The sequence below is a fragment of the Nocardia sp. genome, assembly GCF_025465275.1.
Lineage (GTDB): Bacteria > Actinomycetota > Actinomycetes > Mycobacteriales > Mycobacteriaceae > Nocardia.
In genome coordinates, this window is sequence record NZ_JAODNK010000152.1 from 1 (window position 1) to 22,191 (window position 22,191).

Here is a 22,191-nt window from a genome sequence, read left to right on the forward strand (position 1 = left end):
GGTCGAAACGTCGTCGAACGTGCCTTCAACAAGATCAGACCGCTGACAACGACCCAGCCGTCAACTCCGACACGCGTGAGGACAAACGCTCGAAGAAGGCGTCCAACGGAAACTCGTCGGGCGCTACTGAAGCCAGACTGCCCATACCGTGGTCCCATGCAGAACCTCCACGCGGAGGGACGTACCGTGATATCAAGCGATGTGCCGCTGCCCACAGCGTCGACTTCGGCCGATGGTCTCCATATTTGTTCAGACCATCGATCTCCATGGCCAGGCGCACCATCATGTCGGTGACGTTGTCATCGATCCGCAACCTACCCCCATGCCATCGCAGTACGCGATGGTGCTGCAAGAATCCGAAGAGCAACTGTCCGGCGAGACTATCGACGTTCCGCACCCTGCGCCCGAAGAGCGGTGCCCGGAGCATTCTGTCCAGGAGCAGCACGCCAGGGACCATCGAACCTATCGGATGTTCGGCGTCCTGGAGATCCGTGGCCTCGAGATAGACGGCCACATCAACTCTGAGTGCCTCGAGTGCCTGCATCCAGAAGGGGCCGGGCACTTCACCAGGGATCGTGCTCGGGGAGAAGGCGTCGGTGTGTCGGCTTCGATCCCTCAGCAGTCCGAGCAGCAGAAATGCCTGCTGCGAGGAGCGCCGCTCGTGTAGCGCCATCGCGAGCTCTCTGGGCAGTTCCATCTGCAGCGACGCCACTACCGCTGAGCAGACGGCCCGAAACCGAGCGGCCTCGCAGGCGAACAGGCTCAGACTGCTGTCGGAACCGTCGACCACTCGCTGTGGCGCCGATACCGTATCCGGGAAGAACGCACCCGGGCGAGCGTCATAACCAGCAGTGAAATCAGCGAGCATCAGTGGCCTGTAGGAGTCGGCCCTGAAGCGCGTTCGCTCGAGGTCGTCCAACCATTCCGGCCAAGCCTCGCCCACCAGCATTGCCTCGAATTTGCAATTACCGCCACTGTTGCGGGCATAGGCTGGGAGCAGTACAAGATGGGTGCGTCCATCCTTGCGTCCGTCGTTCGGACCGAAGGCACGTAGCGAGTTGGAAAAATCTGGTATATCAAATCCTGCTCGGGCCCAGTTGCGCACGTCGTCCACTACGGCTTCCAGATACTCGCCGTCGTATGGGAAGTATCGAGCCATACTCATTACCGCTTCCACTATCTGCCAAACCATGCGGTGGGCAGCAACTGTCCGATTGTTGTCCGCATTGATGCCGCCATCGGCGGTCTGGATTATCCGCAGCCTGTGGATATCGTCCTTCAGCTGGATCCATGCCGGATCGCAAGCTTCCTTGACAAGAGGTGACACTGACGTTCCACGAGGCGATACCACAACTCTTCCTTCAAGATGCTAGATGTTCGCAGTTTCTCGTATCAGCGTTCCAGCGAGGCGAACATGGAACATCCGCACACGAGCCCAATCTTTTACAACCAAACTGGGGATCGCACACTGACCACTAACGATCTCAGCGCGACGGCGGATGTCTTCGCGCCCCACGAAGCTCATGGTTGAGGTGACAGGAACACAACTTCGCACCGCGAACCGAGTTGAGATCGTCATGAATGATGCGATGGCTACGATCAAGGCGTCTACCCGCAGGCAGGTAGACCATCTGAACGAGCTCGCTGACGCGATTGCTTCGATCCGTGTACGCCAGTCGTCCCTCGACGGCATCGCTACGGTTACAGTCGATGGCCGTGGCACCCTCGTCGAGCTTATATTGTCGTATTCGATCTCGAAGCTTTCGCCGATCGAATTCGAAACCCTCGTTGTCGATACATGTTCATTGGCAGAGCGGGAGGCCTTCGCGCAGCATGCGAACCTCATTGCGAAGTTCAATCAAGAGCCACTCGATTCTGGGACATGATGGTGAGTGGGCACGGGAAGCTCACCAGACCATGATCGGAGTCACCGATAGCGGCCTAACAGCAGTCCAGCATCGATAGGCCGATCGCCGTGTTTCGGCGGATTTCTATCACAACGGCTTTTCAGGAGGGAAGGTCAGTCGGAAAACAGATCGTCGGGTGCGGCTGACCAGTCTATGAGGTCGTCGGCGACATAGTCGTTGACCTGGAAGGGCAGCATGGTGGACACGGCCCGTAGATCCTGCAGGTAATCGTCGGTCAATCCGCGGCGCCGGCCGGTCTCGCCAGCCGATCGCCAGCGAATGCTTCATGGTTGTCCTCTCTGCAACCGAGGTCGCAATGGTTTCTGCTGCGCCAGGGACGTGGCGAATTCATCGGCAGCACAGTCCATTCGGAATCCCACCAGGGTGTGCTGGATGGCTTCGGCGACCGCCTGCGAGTTGTCGGCGCAAAACCGGAAACTGGCACCGATGCCGTGAGGACGTATCAGCAGCTGGTCGGCGAGCTGCCCTCCCGCAGCGGGCGGTCGTCCGGAGTGCGGCCCATCTGGATGTCCAGCGCCGCGCCGAGCAGGTCATAGCCATACACCTCGCGCCAGAGGTGGGTAGCCTCGGCACCGGGCATTGGTCCGGCGATTTCCAGCAATTGCAGACTAGGCGCCCCGATCTCCCCCAGGAAGACTTCGAGGTGATAAACCGTCGCTACACCCGCGCTCAACGCCGTGAGCACCGCACTCGCGAATGATGCCAGCTGTTCGTTGAGTGCCTGACCATCGATATCGACTGTCCCCCAGCTGTTCTCGCCGGTGGCGAAGTCCAGGCAGTTGTGGACATACCGCGATACGGGCCAGGAACCTAGTTCGGTGTGCAGATTGAGCAGATTGGCGAGCGGCAGGGCCGAGTACGCCCACTCGCACCAGCGCTGTGGACATCACGACGAACACCCCGGCGCCGATGAACACCGGACGGGGGTTGCCGCCGCACTGCCGGGTGAGCAGTCCGGTGAGCATCGTGCCTGCCACAGTGGCCGTGAGCACCAGCGATCGAGCCGTGCTCGTGACCCGACCGAGCAATGCCCGCGGCACTACCTGCTGGCGCAGTGTGCGGACCACGACGACTACAACCATGGATGCCCCCACCAGCAGCGCGTTGGCGACCGCCAACCACAGCACGCCGGGCGCGAGACCCACCAGCGCCAATCCGACGGCCATGAGCAACAACCCCGTCAGACACATCGGAATCGGTGCCATGCGCGGCCCGGTGGCGGCCGCGATCAGCGCACCGAGTGCCCCGCCGATGCCGCCTCCGGCCACCACGAGGCCGACCAGGGCAGCCGACGCGCCGAGACGTTCGCAGGCGAAGAACGGAATCAATGTTTCAGCCCCGACACCGAGATTGGTCACCGCCTGCAGCAGCGTGATACCCGAGACGACGGGCGAAGTGATCAGATACCGCAGTCCGCTCCAGAACTCGGAGACCACGGACCCGGAAACCCCCGTACCGTGCGGCGCCGGGCGCTTCGCCACCACGGTTGTTGCGGCGCCGGTGAAGTCGGCGGCCGACAGCCACCGATTTGTCCGCGACACCGTGACCAGCGACACCGCGAAGGTCCCGGCATTCGCCAGCAACGTCGCCTCCTGGCCTGCGGCCGCCACCAGCACACCCACCGCTGCCGGGCCGGCCACGAACGCGAGCTGTCCGGAGGTCTCCAGAAATCCGTTGGCGCGAATCAACCGAGGTCCGGTGCATACGTCCCGCACCGCGACAGCCAACGCAGTCTCGAAGAACACCCCGGCCACCCCGGCGACACAGGCAAGACAGAGGATCACCGCGACCGGGCATCTACCCACCGCCAACGCGAGGGCCAGTAGCAGGAATACTGTCATCCGCACCGTATCGGCGGCGATCAGTACCCGCCACGGATCGGCGCGATCCACCAGCGGGCCCGCTGGTAGTCCGGCGATCAGGTAGCCGATCGCGCGCGGAGCGACGGCAAGTGCCGACACCACCGGGCTGCCCGTCAGCTGCAACACCAGCAGTGGAATGGCGAGCAGTGCCAGGCCATCGCCCAACAGCGAGACCGACTGGCCGAACAGGAACAGCCGGCTACCGTCCATCGCCTGTCACAGTCCATGTGTAGCCGGCCAACTGCTCGAGCCGGGAGCCGTGATCGGTCTTCATGTCCCACGCGAGGGTGCCGTAGTCGATGCGTTCGACGCCACGCTGCAACGCGGCACGTACTTGTGCGTCGAAGCGCGTCACGAAGTAGCTTCCGTCTGCTTCCGACACCTGTCCGCACCACAACTGCCGTAACGTGTTTCCGTTCCGCAGCCCGAGGGTGAAGCCGACAACCCGGCCCTCATGCTGAACCGCCGTCATCACGATGTCCTCGCGAAGGTAGTGCGTGAGCATCCGATCCAGCGCCGCGGACTGTGTGTCGCGATCGGCGCACGAGTTGTACTTCCGCAACAGCGCGAGACGAAGTTCCAGCACGTCGTCGCGAACCTCGGCCAGATCGACCTCACCGACTGTCATGTCCTTCTCGGCAAGGCGGCGCAGGAGTCGCTCGATGTTCTTGCGCCTTCGGCGTGGCAGTTGCTGCCGGTACTCGTCCATGCTGGCGAAGGTCATGGGCAGTACGCAGGTCGGGTACAGCTCCACCCGTCTGGCGCCGAACTCGGTCAGGGCCAGGCGCAGCGGTTCCTGCCGCTCGGGTATGTAAAGGAACGACACCGACCGCGCCCGCTGCGCGACGGCCCAGGCGTCCACAGCGGTCAGAGTTTCCCGCAGCAGCGCCGGTTCGGTGGCGCCGGAACCCGCTGCCGCACAGGAATATCCGGGCAGAGTCACCAACACGGACGGATACAGCGCCGCGGTGTCCGGCACCGCAGCCGGAAGTGTCCGCGGCTCCGGGGACGGGAGGTCGCCACGCAGCACGGCCGCAATGTCGAACCGGGCATCCGTAGGTGAAGACTCCAGCCAGCGGGCATGTAGTCCAACCCGAGCCTGTCCGTCCACCGAAACGACCAGCCATCGGGGCTCACCCGGCAATAATGGCCCCATCGTCTCGAGCCAGCGGACCGACACGGTGTACTCGGACACCTCCGCGGCGAGATCGTCCCATTCAGGGGGCCGGATGGATGTGGCCCTCAAGTCGACACGCATAGCTCACCTGCACATCACGGGAAGGGTGGTCCGCGAGGGCCACCATCTTCTATATGACACCATATGACGGCACGATATTTAATGTACCGTCATTTACGGTAGCATCAATCCCCCGCTCAAGAAGGGATCAGCGACCCAGAATGATCTCGAATCCGTGGACGTTCCCCACGTCCAGCCCCTTACGCGCAGTGAAATTTCCACACCGCTAAGCCGTGATCGGTAGCAGTCGAGAGTGTCGTGGCGGTGCGCAGTGGAGCGGGGTTGAATTTCTTGTTCTGCAACGAAGTTTGGCGAAAGAGGTCGTCATTGAGCCTTCCAGGTAGCGGCTCAGCGGGTGACGCCACCTGGCCATACGCCGGAAACCGTTGGGGCGCAACGAGAAAGCGCTGAATATCGAGCATCGACAGGCTCGCCGCGCGCGGGCGCCGAGCCCGGCCCGGCGCTGCGGAAAACCAAGGGCAAGATCCGAAACACGCCTCCTGCCGACAGGAAGTCAGTTCTCAGAGCACACCGACGGCTGTCACTACTTCACGGGCGCAGCCATAGCCGATCGTGACGCCCGAACCGCCGTGGCCATAGTTGTGAACGACAGGGATGCCGACCGTTGTCTCTGTATCGAGCTCGAGACGAACTTCCTTGCGGCCAGGCCGCAGACCCACGAGGGTTTCGATGACCGAGCTGTCGGCCAATTGCGGTACCAGGTCACAGCACCTCTCGACGATCGATTGTGTCAGCTCGGGATCGGGTGTGACGTCCTGGTTGCCCACGTCAAGTGACCCGCCGAGTACGCAGTCGTTCGCTCTCGGGTGCACATATGCCCGACCTATCGGATGAGCCTCATCCCGTACCGACAATGCCAACCCCGGATTCGTCACACGAACAATCTGTCCCCGAATCGGGAACAGTGTGGAATCACCAACTAGCTCGCCGGCACGTAATCCGGCGCAGTTCACGACAACGTCCGGCCTCAGATCCGCCACATCGCCGAGCTTCTGAACAGTTCGCCGGATCCAGCGAGCCCCGAGAGCAACGATCCGGTCCCGCAGCCATGGCAGAAATACAGGCATCTCGACCAGCGGAACGGAAAACCGGTAGCCATGACCGTACCCTGGCGGCAACTCGTCGCTTCGAGCAATTCGAAAGCCTCGCACCGATTGCGACCAGGCCGGAAGAGGAGGATCACTGCGATACAGGGCGAGCGACTCACACATCCGTACCCCTGGGCTTCCGGCAACAGCCAGTCCTTCTAGGTAATCGAATGTGGTGGCAGCCCACGCGTTGACACGATCGACCGGCGCTGCTGCGGTCGGAAACCACACCGCAGCAGCCAGGAATGATGTGGTCACTTCGATCGGGTCGGCGCTGACAACAGCAACGTGGTATCCAGCGTTGATCAGCTCGAGGGCGGTCGAAAGGCCGGAAATCCCCGATCCAACCACGACTACCCGCACACCCCGATCGTAACTTTTACACCTTCGTCGCGGAGTCCTTGGGCTTCCCGCTCGTGGAAGCTTCCAATCGGGCGAGCGAACCGTGGGCACGGTGGACTTCGACAGTAGCGACACCGCCGACGGCCGCAACCCACCCGGGCAACCGGTCGCATCGGCAAAACCGATGCTCACGGCCGAATATCATGCAACGCAGTCAGTTACGCCATGCTGGAAACCATCTCAGACACCGGTTTCGCAGAACCGCTCGCCGGGCGAGCAGTGGTGGGCCGCGCCGTCACCATGTCGGGCATCGCCGCTCTCGGCACGCACCGACAGGCGAACCACTCAGCGGCGAGGGCGCAGCAGCACCGGACACCTAGTTCCTCACGGGTTCACCGCGATCGAGAAGGTTGTCATCATGCCCTCTGCCGGGTCTGCCACCCGGAGCAGGACAACACACATGCTGTTATCCCAGGTGAGACGCGATAGGCAAACGGGGCCGCTGGCCAGTTACGACCACCACGGCGGTGCGCATTACCTGCCGACCTCAGATGGACAACACATCCTCGCCCATGGGTCGGCAAGAAATGCGCACCCCGTTGGGCGCGTCCCGCGCAATCCGCACGGCGTTCTTCGCCCCGCTCGTCCAAGGCAAGGCGATGGCGGTGCCGGTCGCCTCCGAGCTCGATGCATCGCAGCGTCACTTCGGGGCTGGGCGAGTCGGCCTCTTATGCGCGGACCATGAGCAATTCACCCTGGTCAGCAGGCAACAACGGTCCCCGACGACCACGTGAAGGTCCCACCGAGTGTGGGCAGCACCGATATACGCATTTCCTACCGACCAGATCGCGCTGCCCAGCCGGACAGATTCAGCACGTCCAGCCTCTTACGCAGGCTGAGGAGGGTTCCCGAGCTTCAGCTGACGGGTCGAAGGCTCCGACTTTTGTGGAGGTCTGTGACCTCGCGCGACGGTGCGCATAACGTGCCGACCAGCTGCGAATCACCAATACGGAATCATTTGCCGCACACGGTATCCCACGCATAACACGCCGACCGCCACCTTCTTGGCGACTCTGACCTGCAATGATCCCTGTTCTCAACGGCGGTCGGCTTGTAATGCGCAGCCGTGCGACTGTCTCGCCGACACCGACGGTGGCGGTAACGGCACGCATAACAAGCCGACTCCCCCGCTCATAGCAGGGATCGCCACGGCAGGATACGTGGCCGACCGCGTACGCAGCGACCGCCGATCGAGTAGCGCCGCCGGGCAGACTAGGTCGGAGTGCGCATTTCTCGCCGACTACTGCAACCCACGGCGACAGCTCCGCCTGGCACCCATGATGTGCGCGGCATTCGGTGGCCACCAGCAGTTCATCAGCACCAGCACCCGTGAACTGACGCCGACACGTCTCACGGGTTCAAGGCCCAGACTCCTGAAACGGTCGCTGCTGTGTACGTCAAGTGCGGGCCGTGCTGGGACCGGCCCCTACCGCATGACATCGCCTTACGACACGCCGAGGGGTGCGCATTTGTTGCCGACCATCGCACCGTCTCGTACCCTCGATGGAGGCGATGCGCATTTCTCGCCGACCTTGTGCATGAATCTGTGCAAAACCCTGTGGATAACCGATTCGGTCCACACATTTGCCGCCGACCGCTTATCTCGCGATTTGCGGCCCGCTCACACATTTCCTGCCGACCGTACACACATTAAACGCCGACCGGACCTCAGTATTTGCGCAGGTCAGATAGCTTAAATCAGCCCCTACAAGTAGTTGTTATTCAAGTAGAGAAAATATCTTGTAGTAGTAGAGGCCCGGAATCTGTGCACAACCGGCCCCGCTCGGACTGGCCCCACCAGCACTCGGCCGCACCCCCCTCGCGCACGCCACGTTCACCTCCAGGCATCTTTAAACCACTCGCTACCGGGGGGGGAACAGGCACGGATCGCGACGCGGTAGCAACGGCGCTTCGCCGCGACCACGTCCGAAGGCGGGAAGTGAGGTCGGCAAGAAATGCGCATCGAGTCGGGAAGTTCCACGCTCGCTGCTCCATGGCTGACCATTTCGCCACGAACATGCGCATTTCTTGCCGACCCGCCATCCGAAGTGTGACTCCGGTCATGCGAAACCGATACGCCCCGAATACGGTCGGCTTGTAATGCGCATTAACACCGACACGCCGAAAACGGATGCGCAAATCGATGTCAGACGTGCAATGCTGACCCCCATGCCGCGGCCGAAACGAGATGATGCAGAGCTCGCCGCCTACGCTGCCGAGATCCAGGCTTTGCGAGAGCAGGAGCTCCAAGAGGTTGGCTACCTGGGGCGCCTGTTCACCCAGTTCAGTCTGCCCTACAAGGATCCTGGCTCAGACAAGGCTGTCTGGGGCCGCCAAAGTGGCGCGTATCGAATCTCGGTCCAGCCCGGCATGGTGATGGAGGACGGCGCCGCCCAGTCCTACGGCTTCCCGTACGGTGGCATCCCTCGATTGATCCTGGCGCACCTGTCGACCGAAGCGGTTCTGACCGGCGAACCAGTGATCGTTTTAGGCAACTCGCAGAGTGAGTTCATGCGAACGGTCGGTCTCGGGCGCGCAACCGGCGGGAAAACCGGCACCATCGGCCGATTCCAAAACCAGACCGAGCGATTGCTGCGATGCAGCATCATCATCGATTACAAGGACAACAGCGCCAAGCAGCGCTCCAAGGCCATCAAGCTGAGCGTCGCGACCAGCTGGGACCTGTGGTGGACCGGTCAGGCTCGACGGATGGGGGGTCGCAGCGAGATGCAGCCTTCCCTCATGCCCAGCACCATCAACCTATCCAGCGAATTCTTCAAAGAGGTCATCGCGCACCCGGTGCCGGTCGACATGAAGGTGCTCAATGCCTTGCAGTCCTCGCCGATGGCGATGGACATCTACATTTGGTTGACCTATCGCGTCTTCAAACTCGAAGACCCCGTGCGTATTTCGTGGCCTCTGCTGATGCTGCAGTTCGGAACCGCGCTTGCCGACACCAAGCAGGGCCGGCACCAGTTCCGGCGTGACTTCAAGAAGCATCTCGATGCGGTCAAGACGTTCTATCCCGACCTCAAGGTGACTGTCGACGACCAGAGCGGGCTGACTTTGTACCCGAGCCCGACACACGTCATCAAGAAGCCTGCCAGGCGCCTACACGCGATCGAATGAGTCTCGTCCTCGTTTCTGCGGACGACGTTGCTGTCGGTGGGAAGACGTCCATGAGGGGCTCAGACGAACGTCAATACTGACTCCACTGCTCCTAACGGCGAGGTCCCGCATGTTGGCGGATGTTTCCTACATGCGCTCCGCCTAGATTCTGTGAACGGCATTCGATCCCGCGTGACCATCACACCCGCCTGCGACCGCGGACTCCCGTTCAGATGCCGTGGTGGGTCGCTCGCGCGTTTGCCCTTCAGTGGTCGGGCGACCCACTCCAGGGTTTCCACGCCCGGCACTCCCTTTGAGGAGGCAGCATGGTTGGGCTCTACGAATACTTTGCCGCACCGGACGATACCGCTGCGGCTGCTGCGGTACGTTGCGACGCTGCGTCATTGGGGCTTCCATCAATAGGCCTGGTAATCGGTATCGATCCGGCGCTACAAATGGCGCGACTGGAATCACTGCTGCGGGGCATCGAGAACGGTCTGGTGATCGGCGAGCCACGCTGGTGCGTACCGGTGACCTCGCTGAAGCGAGGTCGGGGGCCGTGGATTGTGACGATCACCGATGGCCTGTGCGAGTCACTTGCCGCCGCGGACGACACAGCCCTCGCGCAAACGGTGTGGCTCTGGGCACGTACCCAGCCGCTCAGCGTTACCGAACTCGCCCGTCGGGAGAATGCGCTTGCCGACTTCCTCAGTGACTTCGCGGATCTTGCGCGCGAGGCACGAGCCTCCGATCGGCATCTCTACTGCTGGATGTCGCTGTAGCGGTACGAGTTTCCAACGTCCCATCAGCTCGGTGGTCCTCGTCGGGCGACGTCGGCCGGAGTGTGCGCCGTGGTTGCCGGTGTTGTTCAACGAATCTGGCGATGAAACCGAGATATTGCGCCACGCAGGGTGGATTATGCCTTTGCAGTGCCTCTATACGCTGCGTTGTCGGCATTGCGGCGGATGTCTTCTGGACAGGCACCGACGAGGCTTTCCCTGCCTAGAAGCGATCGCCCCTTGTCTATGAATCGAGAACGGAAGACAACTCGATGTCTCAGAGCTTTCGACACCGATGCTGTCGGTTATCGTTCCGGTGCTCAATGAAGCCGACGTCATCGAGCGCGCACTAGAGCGACTGATAGTTCAGGAGGCCGTCGACGAGGTGATCGTCGTCGACAACGGAAGCAGCGATGGCACCCCAGAGATCGTGCGGTCATTTGCGGCCACTCACACCAAGATTGAACTGATCCACGAGATCACCACAGGGATAGCACCTGCCCGAAATGCTGGATTCGACAAGGCCCGTGGGGAATTCATCGCACGCACCGACGCCGACACTCTCGTCTTCGAGGACTGGGCGGCGACGATCACGGAGTTCTTCACCGCCCATCCAGACACGGGTGCGGTGACCGGACTGTGCACCTATCACGACTCGCCCATTGGTTTCCTGCTCAAGTTCGGCCAATGGGTGATGGTTCGATCCGGCAGGTTCGGCGGTCAGGTCGGCAACATGTACGGGCCGAATATGGCGATCCGTCGCACTGTATGGCTGCAGGTTAGAGAAAGCACTCAGGCCCGCGCCGACGTCGCCGAGGATCTGGACCTGGCGCTGTGCCTGACTAAACACGGGTGCGTATCGATCAGGTGACGAGTATGCGTGCAGAGACGTCCTCCCGCCGGCGACGTTCAAGCCCTCGCAGCTTCTGGCATTTTCAGATGATCGGCCTGCGTACGCTGCGCGACCACAGCTTCCATGTTCAACCGATACACCGAGCCTTCGTTGTCAGCGCCTGGTTGTCCCACACTCTGCAATGGCCTGTGTATCGGTTCTGGGACTTCAAGCGCCACCAGTGGAGGCTGCGCCCTCATCCGGAGCGGATCTCCGCCGTCGGGTAGCACCGCTGATTCAGTAACTTACGGTCCGACCATGTCAGTGCGTTGGCAGATAACGCCGGTGGGAAGCCCGGCTCAGCTCAATATCCGTGCCCAGCACGCCGGACACGGATATTGGCGCGTCGACTGTCTCACCGGTCAGGACCTGGAGTTTTATGCATGCGAATCGAGTGCTGTACATCGCGGCGCACAGCATGACAACGACACTGATCTGAAGAACATTTGGATGCGGCTTGGGCATGTCATTGCGAGCCGCCGCGGGCGTTTCCCTCTGCCACCCTCTCCGACCGAGACCAGAGCAGCTGATGCTGACTGCTGTTTCTTGAACGGCTTTCGTCGTCGTCCAATCCCCCTTTTAGGGGGTTGCCAGCAACCGAAATCGGGCCAACGATGGAGATGTGAGTGATGTACCACACATCGACGAGTGGCCCGGCCATTCGCTGCCGCCGTCAAGCGGCAACCCTGATGTGCCGCAGAGGATGGCTGACGTCCAACGAGTTGCCCCGCAATTAGTAGGCCGCGCAACCGAATTCGTGCGGCTTGCCGGCCTCGTAGACCGGACCGTCGAAGGGTGCGGAGGGATCGCGATAATCGAGGGCGAACCGGGAATAGGTAAGACGGCGCTGCTCGATGCGGCGGTGACAGCAGCGATATCCCGCGGGATGCGGGTCTTTCGCGGGAGTACGACAGTGCTGGATTCACGACTTCCGTTTGCCGCGATCAGATCGTGTCGGCTACAGTCCACGCCGCTTGTCGAACCCGATGTCGTACAAGCAAGTTCGCTGCTCGACCAGGAAAATCTGCCCGGCCAGAACGTATTCGACCAGCAACTGTCCGTGATCGAAGCCGCAGTGACTGTCATCGATTATTGGTGCTCGCGTGGCCCGGTTGCGGTGTTTGTCGATGATGTCCACTGGGCTGACCCGTCGAGCCTGGTCGTATTGGGACGGTTGGCCGAGATGGTCACCGATCTTCCCTTGGCGATGGTTCTGGCGGTGAGTCGGACACCCGCTGATGGCGACGCGATGCGGCTGGCGGATCGTCTTGGTGTGCCGGATATCGAGAGGCTGCGATTGAACCAGTTGGGTGAGCGCGAGGTCCATGAGATGGTCACGCAACTTGTCGGCGCCCCGCTTACCTCAACTGTGGCAACCGAAGTCGCCGCGAGCGCGGGAGGAAACCCGCTCTATGTCACTCTTCTGGCGCAAGCCCTCGCCGACGAACGAATGGGTGGCCATAACAGGTCGGCTCCGTCGGATCTCGATCCAGCTACTCGGGCAGGCCTTGCCGTGCCGAATTCGTTGATCGACACTGTAGTTCGACGGTTGCGTCCCCTGCCCTCGCTCACACAGCGAGTGCTGTCTCTGGCTGCCGTCCTCGAATCTCGCATCGAGGCCGTTGAACTGTCGGCCGTTCTGAGCGCCCCAATTGTCGATGTGTGGGCGGCGCTGAGTCTCGCCGTCGATGCCGGCGTACTTGTCCGCACCGGTGATCACTTGACGTTCCAGCACGACGTCGTCCGGCAGGTTCTCGCCGACCAGGTGCCCGCTGCCACACGCACAGCATTGCAGCATCGGGCGGCCCAAGTACTCATAGCGACAGATGCTCCTGTCGAGCGCATCGCTGCTCTGCTACTGATCAGCGGCGCAGAGTTGGGGCAACAAAGCGTCTCGTGGTTGATCGAGTCCAATGATCGGCTGATTCGGCGCGTACCAGAGCTGGCGGTGACGTTGTTCACGAGAGCCCTTTCCACCGCGCGCCCGGGGGCGAGCCAGAATCACGCGCTGCAAGTTGCGCATACCCGTGCTCTTCTCTGGATTGGCGAAGCAGCGCAGGCCGAGACTGCCGCGCGTGCCTATTTGATCAACCATCCTCCGGATACACAGGGCCGCAACATCTTCCAATGGTTGATTCTGCAAGCCACCTACGCTCGCGGGATGCTGCCCGAGGCGATGGCCGCAGCGGAGACCGCCCTGACACAGCCCCGCATAACCGTGCGGGAGCGGTGCCTTTATCAGGGATTCCTGGCACTATCGTATTTTTTCGGAGAACGGTTCGATCTCGTTGAAACCATGGCTGCACAAGCCATCGCCAACGGACAGCGGTGTGGCGAACCTGTCGGCGCAGGGTTGGGATACACGGCGCTCGGCGGACTGTATTACACCCGGGGCAATCTCGATCAGGCGCTCACCTTCGCCGAGAGGATCGCCGCAGCGCATGAGGATTGCCGCCGGCTGGGAAACGTGAGCGCGCAGCTCGATCCCCATGCACTACACGCACATTCGCTGATCGAACTAGACCGATTCGAAGAGGCGGAATCGGTCCTCAAACTGGCCGTTGTGAGAAGCCGAAACAACCGCGGAATGCATCTGGTCTCACTGGCCCGTCTGTATTTCCTGGAAGGGCGCTGGGATGATGCTCTAGCCGAAATCCAGGCACGACAGGGCTTGCCCGATATCTTCGGTCACGGGCTTGTGACGACAAGCCTCACTACGTTGATCCACATCCATCGTGGCGTCTACCAGGCATCTGTTGACACCACACTGAAACCTGACGAACGAGTGGGCAGCCAAACTTATCTGCATTTCGAGTCCTGGGTAGCAGCATTGCTCCTGGAAGGGCAGGGACGGCCCACCGAGAGCCTGAGGATACTGTCGGAGGCATCCGACCAGCTCAGAACCGGACTATCGGCCGCGACAATCTATTACGCCTACCCAGACCTGGCGAGGCTCGCGGCGCTCACGGACAACAACGAAATGGCGATCGCGGTAGCTGGTGCGGCGCAAGCGTTCGATACGCAATACTCCACCCCGAGTCGGCGTGGTACGGCTCTGCTGTGCCGCGGATTGGCGATCGACAATCCAGACCTCCTCGAGCGGGCCGCTGATGAGTTCAGGGCTGCGGCACGGCCGTGGTACGAGGGGCAAGCGCGCGAAAATCTTGCGGTACTCCTCGCACGTGTCGGCCGAGATGACGAAGCCCGCTCGGCGCTGGACGCGGCCCTGGACATCTACGAAGAGCTGCAGGCGCAATGGGACGTGAGCCGCGCTGAATCGCGGTTGCGCGAATTCGGTATCCGCCGAACTCGTCGGCACATTCGCTTGCGGCCGACGACCGGCTGGGACTCGCTGACGCCCACCGAACACAGGGTCGCGATGCTCGTAGTGGAAGGACGTTCAAATTCCGATATCGCGGCGACGATGTTCCTGTCACGCCGCACAGTGCAGTCGCACGTATCGAGCATTCTGGCAAAGCTAGAAGTGAACTCGCGGGTTCAGGTGGCAGTCGGATTTCCGCCGGCATCTTGAGGCGGTGCCGGCAGCCCACGGGTCGCGATGGATTCGTCCTGACATGTCATAGTTCGCGAACGATTTTGCATCCGACTCGAGTCTGAAGAAGCGATCCTCGTTGGATACTGGCGTCACCGATGTTGCGAAACCGGCAGCGTAAACGTCGTTGTCGGCAAGGTTCGGGGCCGGTACAACGCTGATTCGAACATGAGGTGCCCTGCCAGGAATAGCGGCGGTTGCATAGGCTGGCAGGGCCTCTCACTGGGGTAATCGGCCAGGATCGCATCACTGTGATTTGATACCCAAACCGACAGCACTATACCCAATCGTGTGTCGCAATGGGTAATCCGTGCCTAGTCGGCTCCGCTATCGCAGCGAGAAGCCTGGTTGTAGGCCAGGTGGGAAAACGCCCGGAAATCAAGGTTCGTGCAGGTCAGCGCACAAAGTATCTGTGAAAGTGGAATGAAATTAGCATTTGGGGGGCGGCTGCGCGTGATGGCCTCTATCCACAGCCAGCAACGAGCCTACTACAGGAATCTCTTCTAGGAAAAGAACTACATGAGGGGTCCGTTTACCGCACGTCACCTGCGGATATGAAGGGTCGGCGTCCGCAAGGTATGCGTGCGGAGTCCGCTAGATATGCGCGCTGTCCTGGTAAAACGTCATGGCGTGTGTCCGCGAGATATGCGTGGAGAATCAGGAGTTTCAGGACGCTTCACGCGTGAGTTGTGGATATCGTCCGCTTGATATGCGTGGATAACCGATGGTTGTACACAGTCCGCGAGATATGCGCGCTATCTCGGTGTTCCTGGGATTGACCGGCGTTTCAGGACACACTCGCTACTTGATGGTTGTGGCACTGAGCTGGAGTGACTCGCCAACGTGTGGTGTCAGCGACGTGGGCGCGGCGCATATGCTGCGGACACCAGTTGTCCACCGTCCGCAGCATATGCGTGGATAACTGCGATCCGTCCGCAAGATATGCGCGGTTGCTCCCGGGATACCCTCCAGGCATGAGTCGCGGACCGGGTGTCCGCGAGATATGCGTGCACCGGGTGCGATTCGACGTCGTCGGCGTGGTTGTGGACGCCGCCATCGCGCAGGCTCGGCGGGTTTGCCTCCAACTGGCTCAAGTTCCGGCCAGTTGGTCCTTACTCCAGCCCAGGACGTGATGGCGTGTGTCCGCGAGATATGCGTGGACAATCAGGAGTTTCAAACCTGATCGGGCAGGGCGCCAATCGCGGATCGAGCAGTTTGGTGCCGTGGGTGCCCGGTATGACGTCGGCTCGGCGACCGCCGGTCCCGCTGCAACGTGTTCCGGGCCGGGTGCCGAGCAGCTCATCCCCGTTCGTCGACTTGCCAGCCCACACCCGGTAGCGGCGGCTGGTGCCGATCCGCGGCCCATCGCGGTTGTCTGCGAGTTGTGCGTGATCGCGACCGAGTTGCACGAGCCGTTCCAGGCGATGGCCGACGTCGGATTGACAGGTTAGGGCCAGCACCCGCCTCAGGACGGCGGTGCGGAGGCCTGGCGGGTCACCATCGAGGCAGCCCCGGTGATTGCCTCGGGTAACGCGTCGAACCAGTCCAGTACCGCGCGCTCGTACGCGATGCCGAAGTCCAGGGTGGCGCGGTTGAAAGGGTCGTCGGGTCCGGCCTTGCGGTGGGCCTCGTACTCGGCGAGCTGCTGGGCGTGGGCGACCCGGCCGCGGGCCACCAGGTCCGCCAGCCGGTCGGGGGGCAGGTGCCGGCCGAAGGAGACCAGCAGGAGGAACGGCGAGCGGTAGATGTCGGTGCCGGGGTCGCGTTCCAGCCACTGCTGGAACGCCTTTCGGCCGGCGTCGGTGAGGGTGAACGGCTGCCGGTCGCGGGCGCCGCGCTCCCCGGCCTCGATGAGGCCGTCGGCGGCCATCGCGCGCAGCTCCCGGTAGACCTGGCTCTTGGTGAGCGACCAGAAGTCCCCGACGCGCTGTTGGGCGATGACGACCAGGTCCCAGCCGGTCAGCGGCCCCTCGTGCAGGAAACCGAGCAGTGAGGCCGCCGTGGCGTTCAGGGTGCGGTCGGACATGCGTTCCTCGTTCCGGGCGACGGGCCTTGACGTAGCAATGTGTCCGGTCCTAGCCTGGCATTATCTCGACAGGACACATAGCTACGTCGAGAGTATCCCCCTAGGAGAGTCGCCATGCGAAAGCGACGTTGGCTGATTCCCGCGCTGCTGCTCATTGTCTTTACCGTCGGCGGTGGCTGGTTCAGCGCGACCGGCGGAAAGCTCGGCGACGTCGTCAAGAGCGGCGCGGCTACGTACCTGCCCAAAAGTTCCGAGGCCAGCACCGCTGCCGCGCTCGACCAGCGCTTCGGCGAGGCCCAGACGCTGCCTGCCCTGGTCGTTTACACCCGGCCCGGCGGACTCACCGTCGCCGACCGGACGGCGATCGGCCACCAGATCGACCGGATCAACACCGAACTCGCGGACAAGCTCGCCGGCCCGGTCCAACCGCCGGCCGACTCCGACGACAAACTTGCCGCCGAAGTGATCGTCCCCTACGCGGGCACCGACGAGACCAAGATCGCCGGCTACGTCCCCGAGCTCCGCGACATCGTCCACGACCCGAGCGGACCCCCAGCCTCGGTAACAGGGCCGGCCGGCGTCCAAGCCGACCTCCAAAACGCCCTCGGCGCCATCGATGGACTCCTGGTGCTCGTGACCGCCGCCGTCATCCTGCTGATCCTGGTCCTGGTCTATCGCAGCCCCCTGCTCCCCTTCCTGGTCCTGGCGGTCGCGGGCCTGGCCCTGACTGCCGCTCAGGGCGTCATCTACCTGCTGGTGAAGCACGGAGTCCTCAGCCTCGGCTCGGAAGTTCAGGGCATCCTCAACGTGCTGATCCTCGGCGCGGGCACCGACTACGCACTACTGATCGTCTCCCGCTACCGCGAGGAGTTGCGGGCCCACGACAACCGCTTCGACGCCATGCGTGCCGCCTGGCGCCGGTCCCTGCTGCCGGTGTTCGCCAGCGGTGGCACGGTCATCCTCGGACTGCTTTGCCTGCTGGTCAGCGGCCTCGGGCTCAACCGGGACCTCGGGCCTGCCGGGGCGATCGGCATCGGTTGCGCGTTATTGGCGATGACGACGGTGCTACCTTTGGCGCTCGCTTTGCTGGGGCGGGCTGCGTTCTGGCCTCGGCGTCCGACCTACGAGGGTGCTTCCGACGGTTATGTCGAGGTCAGTCAGGCCACCGGCACCGCCGCCGCAGCCCCGCGCCTCCGCGGCGCGACTCAGGTCCTCGACACGCCCGCGGTTGCCACCGAGGCCGACCGGTCCGGTCGCTGGGCCCGAATCGCCGTGCTGGTCGCCCGACATCCCCGGCCGCTCTGGATGGGCGCCCTCGCAGTCCTCGCTCTGCTCTCCCTCGGACTCCTCCGACTCCACGCCGACGGCATCCCACAAACCGACATGATCCTCGAGGGCCCCGTCGAATCAGCTACCGGCCAGACCGCCCTCGCGGCGCATTACTCGGCCGGCAGCGGTAACCCGGTCCTGACCATCGCCCACGCCGACCGAATCCCCCAGGTCGCCGACGTGATCCGCGCCGTCCCCGGCGTCGCGACGACCGACATCTCCCCGACCACTGTCGATGGCTTGGGCAAGATCGACACCACCCTCACCACCGCGCCCGACAGCAAGGCATCCCTCGCCACGGTCGAACGGCTGCGCTCGGCAGTGGCGGCAGCGGTCCCCGACGCCCAATCGAAAACCGGCGGCTACACCGCCGTCCTCATCGATTTCAACGCCCAGGCGACGAAGGATCGCATCGTCATCCCCCTCCTACTCCTGGTCATCTGCGTCCTCCTGACAATCCTGCTCCGCTCAGTGGTCGCTTCACTGCTGCTCCTGGCCACGGTGGTGCTGTCCTACCTGGCAGCCCTCGGCGTATCAGCGGTGATGTTCCACGACGTCTTCGGCTTCTCCGGCGTTGACGCGACCTATCCCCTGCACGCATTCGTATTCCTGGTGGCGCTGGGTGTCGACTACAACATCTTCCTGATGACCCGCGTCCGCGAAGAGGCACAGCGCACCGACACCCGCCGCGGCACCATTGCCGGCCTCACCGTCACCGGCGGCGTCATCACATCAGCCGGCATTGTCCTGGCTGCCACCTTCGCGGCCCTCGCGGTCATTCCACTGGTTCTCCTGGTAGAGCTGGCGTTCACAGTCGCTTTCGGCGTACTCCTGGACACCTTCGTCGTGCGCTCGATCCTCGTGCCCGCGCTGACCATCGACCTGGGACGAGCCATGTGGTGGCCGAGTGCGCTGTCTCGTCGAACGATCGAGGCGGGGCCGGTGCCCGAGTCCGAGCCCGAGCGCACTGAATCCGAGACGGCCGACCGATGATCTTGTACGCCGGAATGGGGACCGGTCCGGAAAAAGACGATCATGCCGGTTCTGCTCCATGCGCCAGGCCCTCCGGACCCGGGAGGATGCGGCCGCCTTGGGGATGAGTGCTGGAGGCACCTCGGTGTGGGAGAGCCTGAATCGCAGTGTCCGCGAGGTATGCGTGCTGCTGACCGTGCGATTTCCGCAAAGTATGCCTATTCCCGCACACGGTAAGTCGGAAAAGTGGCATTTGTCAGTGACGTGCAATGCTCGGCGCCATGCCACGCCCCAAACGTAGTCCGCTGGACATCGTCCGTGCGGCTGCCGAAGTGTGGGATGGAGAGCAAGAAGTCGGCTACTTGGCTCGCATGTTCACGCAGACCTCGCTGCCGTATCGGGACCCCGGGGACGTGCCTGCCTGGGGTCGGCGCAATGGTGACCTCTCGTTGACCGTTCAGCCAGGTATGACAACGAATTTCGACAACAAGCCGGTGTCAATCGGATACCCCTATGGAACGATGCCGCGGCTGATCCTGACCTTCCTGTCGACTGAGGCTGTGCGGACGGGTTCACCCGAAGTGATTCTGGGAGATAGCCTCACGGACTTCATGGCTGCGATGGGGCTCGCGGCGACTGGCGGCAAGAACGGGTCGCTGACGCGAATGCGTAACCAGTCGCACCGGCTGTTCAACGCGACCCTCACCATCGAGTACAAGGGAGATAAGAACCGCCGGATCGGTGCGAAACTCTATGTAGCCAGCGCCTACAACATCTGGTGCGGTGCCGATTCGGAGGACGGCCATCCGTCGTTGTTCACCTCTACGGTTCGGCTCAGCGACGAGTTCTTCAACGAGGTCACCGCGCACCCGGTGCCATTGGATATGAATGCGATCAAGGCTCTGGGCGGATCCGCGTTGCGCCTAGATATCTACGCCTGGCTGACCTATCGCATGTTCTCGGTGAAACGAGAGACCACAGTGCCATGGGGATCGCTGATGGTCCAATTCGGTTCGGCGGCAGACTCGTCCGACCGCCGCCGCCGGCACCAGTTCCGGCGCGATTTCACCGAGGCCCTCAAACAGGTGCTGGTGGTATATCCGCAGGCCAACGTTGACACCAGTGACTCTGGTGTGGTGCTGCGTCCGGGGCTCCCGCATATTCCGATGTCGCAGGGATTCCGCGCCTTGGCTCACTAGCCGGGATCCCGGCTAGTGAGCAAGTGCCTTCTGCAATCTGTCAGGTGGCGAAAAGCCAGACGACGCGCCCGCTGGCCTGCGTTCGGCGAAGCTCCGGACCTGGAATACGGTGTCCGATCCCTGATCTCCACAGGGCTCGAGGATCGCAGTTCTAGTCTGCTTTGCCTGCCTCATCGTCGAGCTCCTCGGCTGTCAACGTGGCGATTTGCTCGGCGAGGTAGAGCTTCAGGGCTTCGTCGACGAGCGCGCTCCGACTGCCCGCCTGCCAGTCGATGACGAGGTTGTCGATCAGCTCGATATCGGGTGCGATGATGCCGGCCAGCGGGATTTTCACCGGAGGCTCGGTGTGCCTTCGTCGGCGCGGTCGTGTCTGGTCCACGCGCCGGAACAGTCGACCCGAAGGTTTCGCATTGGCCAGCTCCTGGAAATGCTGGCGCAGTTCGGTTTCGAATTCTTCGATAGCGTCGAGGACGACCTCACCGTAGCTGCGACCCCTACCGCGTTGCTGCTTCTCGCTGTGTGTGAGGTGTCGCAGTGCTTCGGCGACCTGTGCGGCAACGTGCGCCTCGGCGATCGACTGCACCGTCCGGGCGCGGCTGGTGGCGGTGCGGGTGCGCTTGGCGGGCGTATCTGCTGTTGCTGCAGCAGTTTTGGCCGCTGTCTTGCGTGGTGCCTTGGGGGGGACGAGGACGTGTTCGGTGCCATCGGCTGGTAACTGCTGAATCGGTTGCGGGGCAGCCGGAGGGGGTTGCGGCGCTACTGGAGCGGGCGACGGTGGCAGCAGGTCGTCGATATCGTCGAGATCGCCTTCGGTGAAAGCTCCTTTCCGAGCCATTACACGTTCTCCTTCGCACGTTCGCCGGCGCCGAGCCGGATGAGCACTTCTCTGGTCAGCTTCTGATAGTCGGTCGCCAGCGGTTCGGTGTCACGTGACCAGCGCTTGGTACGTGTGTCGCTGACCTCGCCGGAGCCGTTCGTTTTAGGGGGCGAAAACGCGATGAGCTCCTCGGCAGTCAGATGGAAGGCGCGCGCGTCCAGCGCGGTGGCCTTGTCTTGCCGGATGAAACTACGGAAGGGTTCGATTCCGGTTCCGTCGAGTAGGTCCATGATCTTTCCGAGGGTGTCCTCGTTACGCCGGACTGCTCGAGGATTGCAGTCGAACAGCACCATGCCCATGAGCTCGATCTGTGCACCGTTCTTACGGGCCCACAGGTAGCGCCGGGCGAGCAGTTCGGCGCCGTCGATACTTCCGTCGTCCTCTTTTGTGGGCACGATCAGCCAGCTCACTACCTGCAGGAGTAGATCCAGGACGCCGCGGTCACCCGGACCTGAGTCGATGAGGACCAGGTCGTAGCCGACGCTGTCGACGAGCGTCTCGAGTGCGACGAGTAGATTCTGGCGCGGGTCGATTCCGTGTTGCTCGGCGGTGGCGGCGACGGCACCTGCCATTGCCAACAGCTTTCCGCCGCAGACGACATCGAGGTTCGGGCGGACATCACGCACGGGGTCGAGGGCTGATCCGTACTGCAGCGTCATCGCCAGTGAGCGACCTTCATCGGACTCTTTGACGCCGAGGTCGCGGATAGTGCAGTTGCCTTGTTGGTCGGCGTCGACCACCAGTACGCGTTTGCCCCGCCGGGCAACGGCAACGGCGATGGCCGCGACGATCGACGACTTCCCCACTCCCCCCTTTTGGTTGGCCACCAAAATCGTTCGTCTCACGGCGCGGACATCTGACAGCAAACGCGAACTCGTCACGCCCGGAACACTACCGGAGGTCAACCGACAGGACCAA

General features: G+C 62.6%; 16 protein-coding genes. 7 read left to right on the forward strand and 9 right to left on the reverse strand.

Features of this window, described 5'->3' with window-relative positions:
- Positions 1–34: 34 nt before the first annotated feature.
- Entirely contained in the window at positions 35–1,327 is a 1,293-nt protein-coding gene (locus tag JWN03_RS32290; RefSeq protein ID WP_297622905.1) for a DUF6421 family protein, read from the reverse strand.
- Between the two features lie 196 nt (positions 1,328–1,523).
- On the opposite strand from JWN03_RS32290, the gene JWN03_RS32295 reads away from it, so the two are divergent.
- Entirely contained in the window at positions 1,524–1,886 is a 363-nt protein-coding gene (locus JWN03_RS32295; RefSeq protein ID WP_297622907.1) for a YbaB/EbfC family DNA-binding protein, read from the forward strand.
- A gap of 134 nt (positions 1,887–2,020) precedes the next feature.
- Here JWN03_RS32295 and JWN03_RS32300 read toward each other — a convergent pair whose 3' ends face one another.
- From JWN03_RS32300 to JWN03_RS32320, 5 genes are all read right to left on the reverse strand, one after another.
- The gene (locus tag JWN03_RS32300; protein WP_297622909.1) at positions 2,021–2,146 is read right to left on the reverse strand and encodes a hypothetical protein; all 126 of its coding nucleotides are present in this window, start codon (positions 2,144–2,146) and stop codon (positions 2,021–2,023) included.
- Positions 2,147–2,370: 224 nt separating this feature from the next.
- Positions 2,371–2,529, reverse strand: a complete 159-nt coding sequence (locus JWN03_RS32305) for a hypothetical protein (protein WP_297622911.1) — start codon at positions 2,527–2,529, stop codon at positions 2,371–2,373.
- Between the two features lie 7 nt (positions 2,530–2,536).
- A complete protein-coding gene (locus JWN03_RS32310) occupies positions 2,537–4,000 on the reverse strand; it encodes an MFS transporter (protein ID WP_297622914.1) in 1,464 nt (487 codons plus the stop codon).
- On the reverse strand, positions 3,990–5,048 hold the full coding sequence (locus JWN03_RS32315) for a GNAT family N-acetyltransferase (RefSeq protein ID WP_297622916.1): 1,059 nt from the start codon (positions 5,046–5,048) through the stop codon (positions 3,990–3,992). The genes JWN03_RS32310 and JWN03_RS32315 overlap by 11 nt, the downstream gene beginning before the upstream one ends.
- A gap of 500 nt (positions 5,049–5,548) precedes the next feature.
- A complete protein-coding gene (locus JWN03_RS32320) occupies positions 5,549–6,499 on the reverse strand; it encodes an FAD-dependent oxidoreductase (protein WP_297622917.1) in 951 nt (316 codons plus the stop codon).
- Between the two features lie 2,139 nt (positions 6,500–8,638).
- Here JWN03_RS32320 and JWN03_RS32325 point away from each other — a divergent pair.
- The 4 genes from JWN03_RS32325 to JWN03_RS32340 all read left to right on the forward strand — a co-directional run bounded on the left by JWN03_RS32325 (position 8,639) and on the right by JWN03_RS32340 (position 14,849).
- A complete protein-coding gene (locus JWN03_RS32325; RefSeq protein ID WP_297622920.1) occupies positions 8,639–9,667 on the forward strand; it encodes a replication protein RepA in 1,029 nt (342 codons plus the stop codon).
- A gap of 305 nt (positions 9,668–9,972) precedes the next feature.
- Positions 9,973–10,428 carry a hypothetical protein gene (locus JWN03_RS32330; RefSeq protein ID WP_297622922.1) on the forward strand — a complete coding sequence of 152 codons (456 nt, stop codon included), beginning with the start codon at positions 9,973–9,975 and terminating at the stop codon, positions 10,426–10,428.
- 292 nt (positions 10,429–10,720) lie between these two features.
- The gene (locus tag JWN03_RS32335) at positions 10,721–11,296 is read left to right on the forward strand and encodes a glycosyltransferase family 2 protein (protein ID WP_297622923.1); all 576 of its coding nucleotides are present in this window, start codon (positions 10,721–10,723) and stop codon (positions 11,294–11,296) included.
- A gap of 643 nt (positions 11,297–11,939) precedes the next feature.
- Positions 11,940–14,849, forward strand: coding sequence for a helix-turn-helix transcriptional regulator (locus tag JWN03_RS32340; protein ID WP_297622925.1), 2,910 nt, complete (start codon positions 11,940–11,942; stop codon positions 14,847–14,849).
- 1,486 nt (positions 14,850–16,335) lie between these two features.
- Here the strand turns inward: JWN03_RS32340 and JWN03_RS32345 are convergent.
- The gene (locus JWN03_RS32345) at positions 16,336–16,896 is read right to left on the reverse strand and encodes a PadR family transcriptional regulator (protein ID WP_297622927.1); all 561 of its coding nucleotides are present in this window, start codon (positions 16,894–16,896) and stop codon (positions 16,336–16,338) included.
- Positions 16,897–17,010: 114 nt separating this feature from the next.
- Here JWN03_RS32345 and JWN03_RS32350 point away from each other — a divergent pair, with 114 nt between their 5' ends.
- Together JWN03_RS32350 and JWN03_RS32355 are read left to right on the forward strand one after the other, a co-directional pair.
- A complete protein-coding gene (locus tag JWN03_RS32350; protein ID WP_297622929.1) occupies positions 17,011–19,218 on the forward strand; it encodes an MMPL family transporter in 2,208 nt (735 codons plus the stop codon).
- 248 nt (positions 19,219–19,466) lie between these two features.
- Complete coding sequence (locus tag JWN03_RS32355; protein WP_297622931.1) at positions 19,467–20,396, forward strand: replication protein RepA; 930 nt, start codon at positions 19,467–19,469, stop codon at positions 20,394–20,396.
- A gap of 151 nt (positions 20,397–20,547) precedes the next feature.
- On the opposite strand, the gene JWN03_RS32360 is transcribed toward JWN03_RS32355, so the two are convergent.
- A complete protein-coding gene (locus JWN03_RS32360) occupies positions 20,548–21,231 on the reverse strand; it encodes a hypothetical protein (RefSeq protein ID WP_297622933.1) in 684 nt (227 codons plus the stop codon).
- Positions 21,231–22,154 carry a ParA family protein gene (locus JWN03_RS32365; protein WP_366914502.1) on the reverse strand — a complete coding sequence of 308 codons (924 nt, stop codon included), beginning with the start codon at positions 22,152–22,154 and terminating at the stop codon, positions 21,231–21,233. Before JWN03_RS32365 ends, JWN03_RS32360 begins: the two co-directional genes overlap by 1 nt.
- Positions 22,155–22,191: the final 37 nt, after the last annotated feature.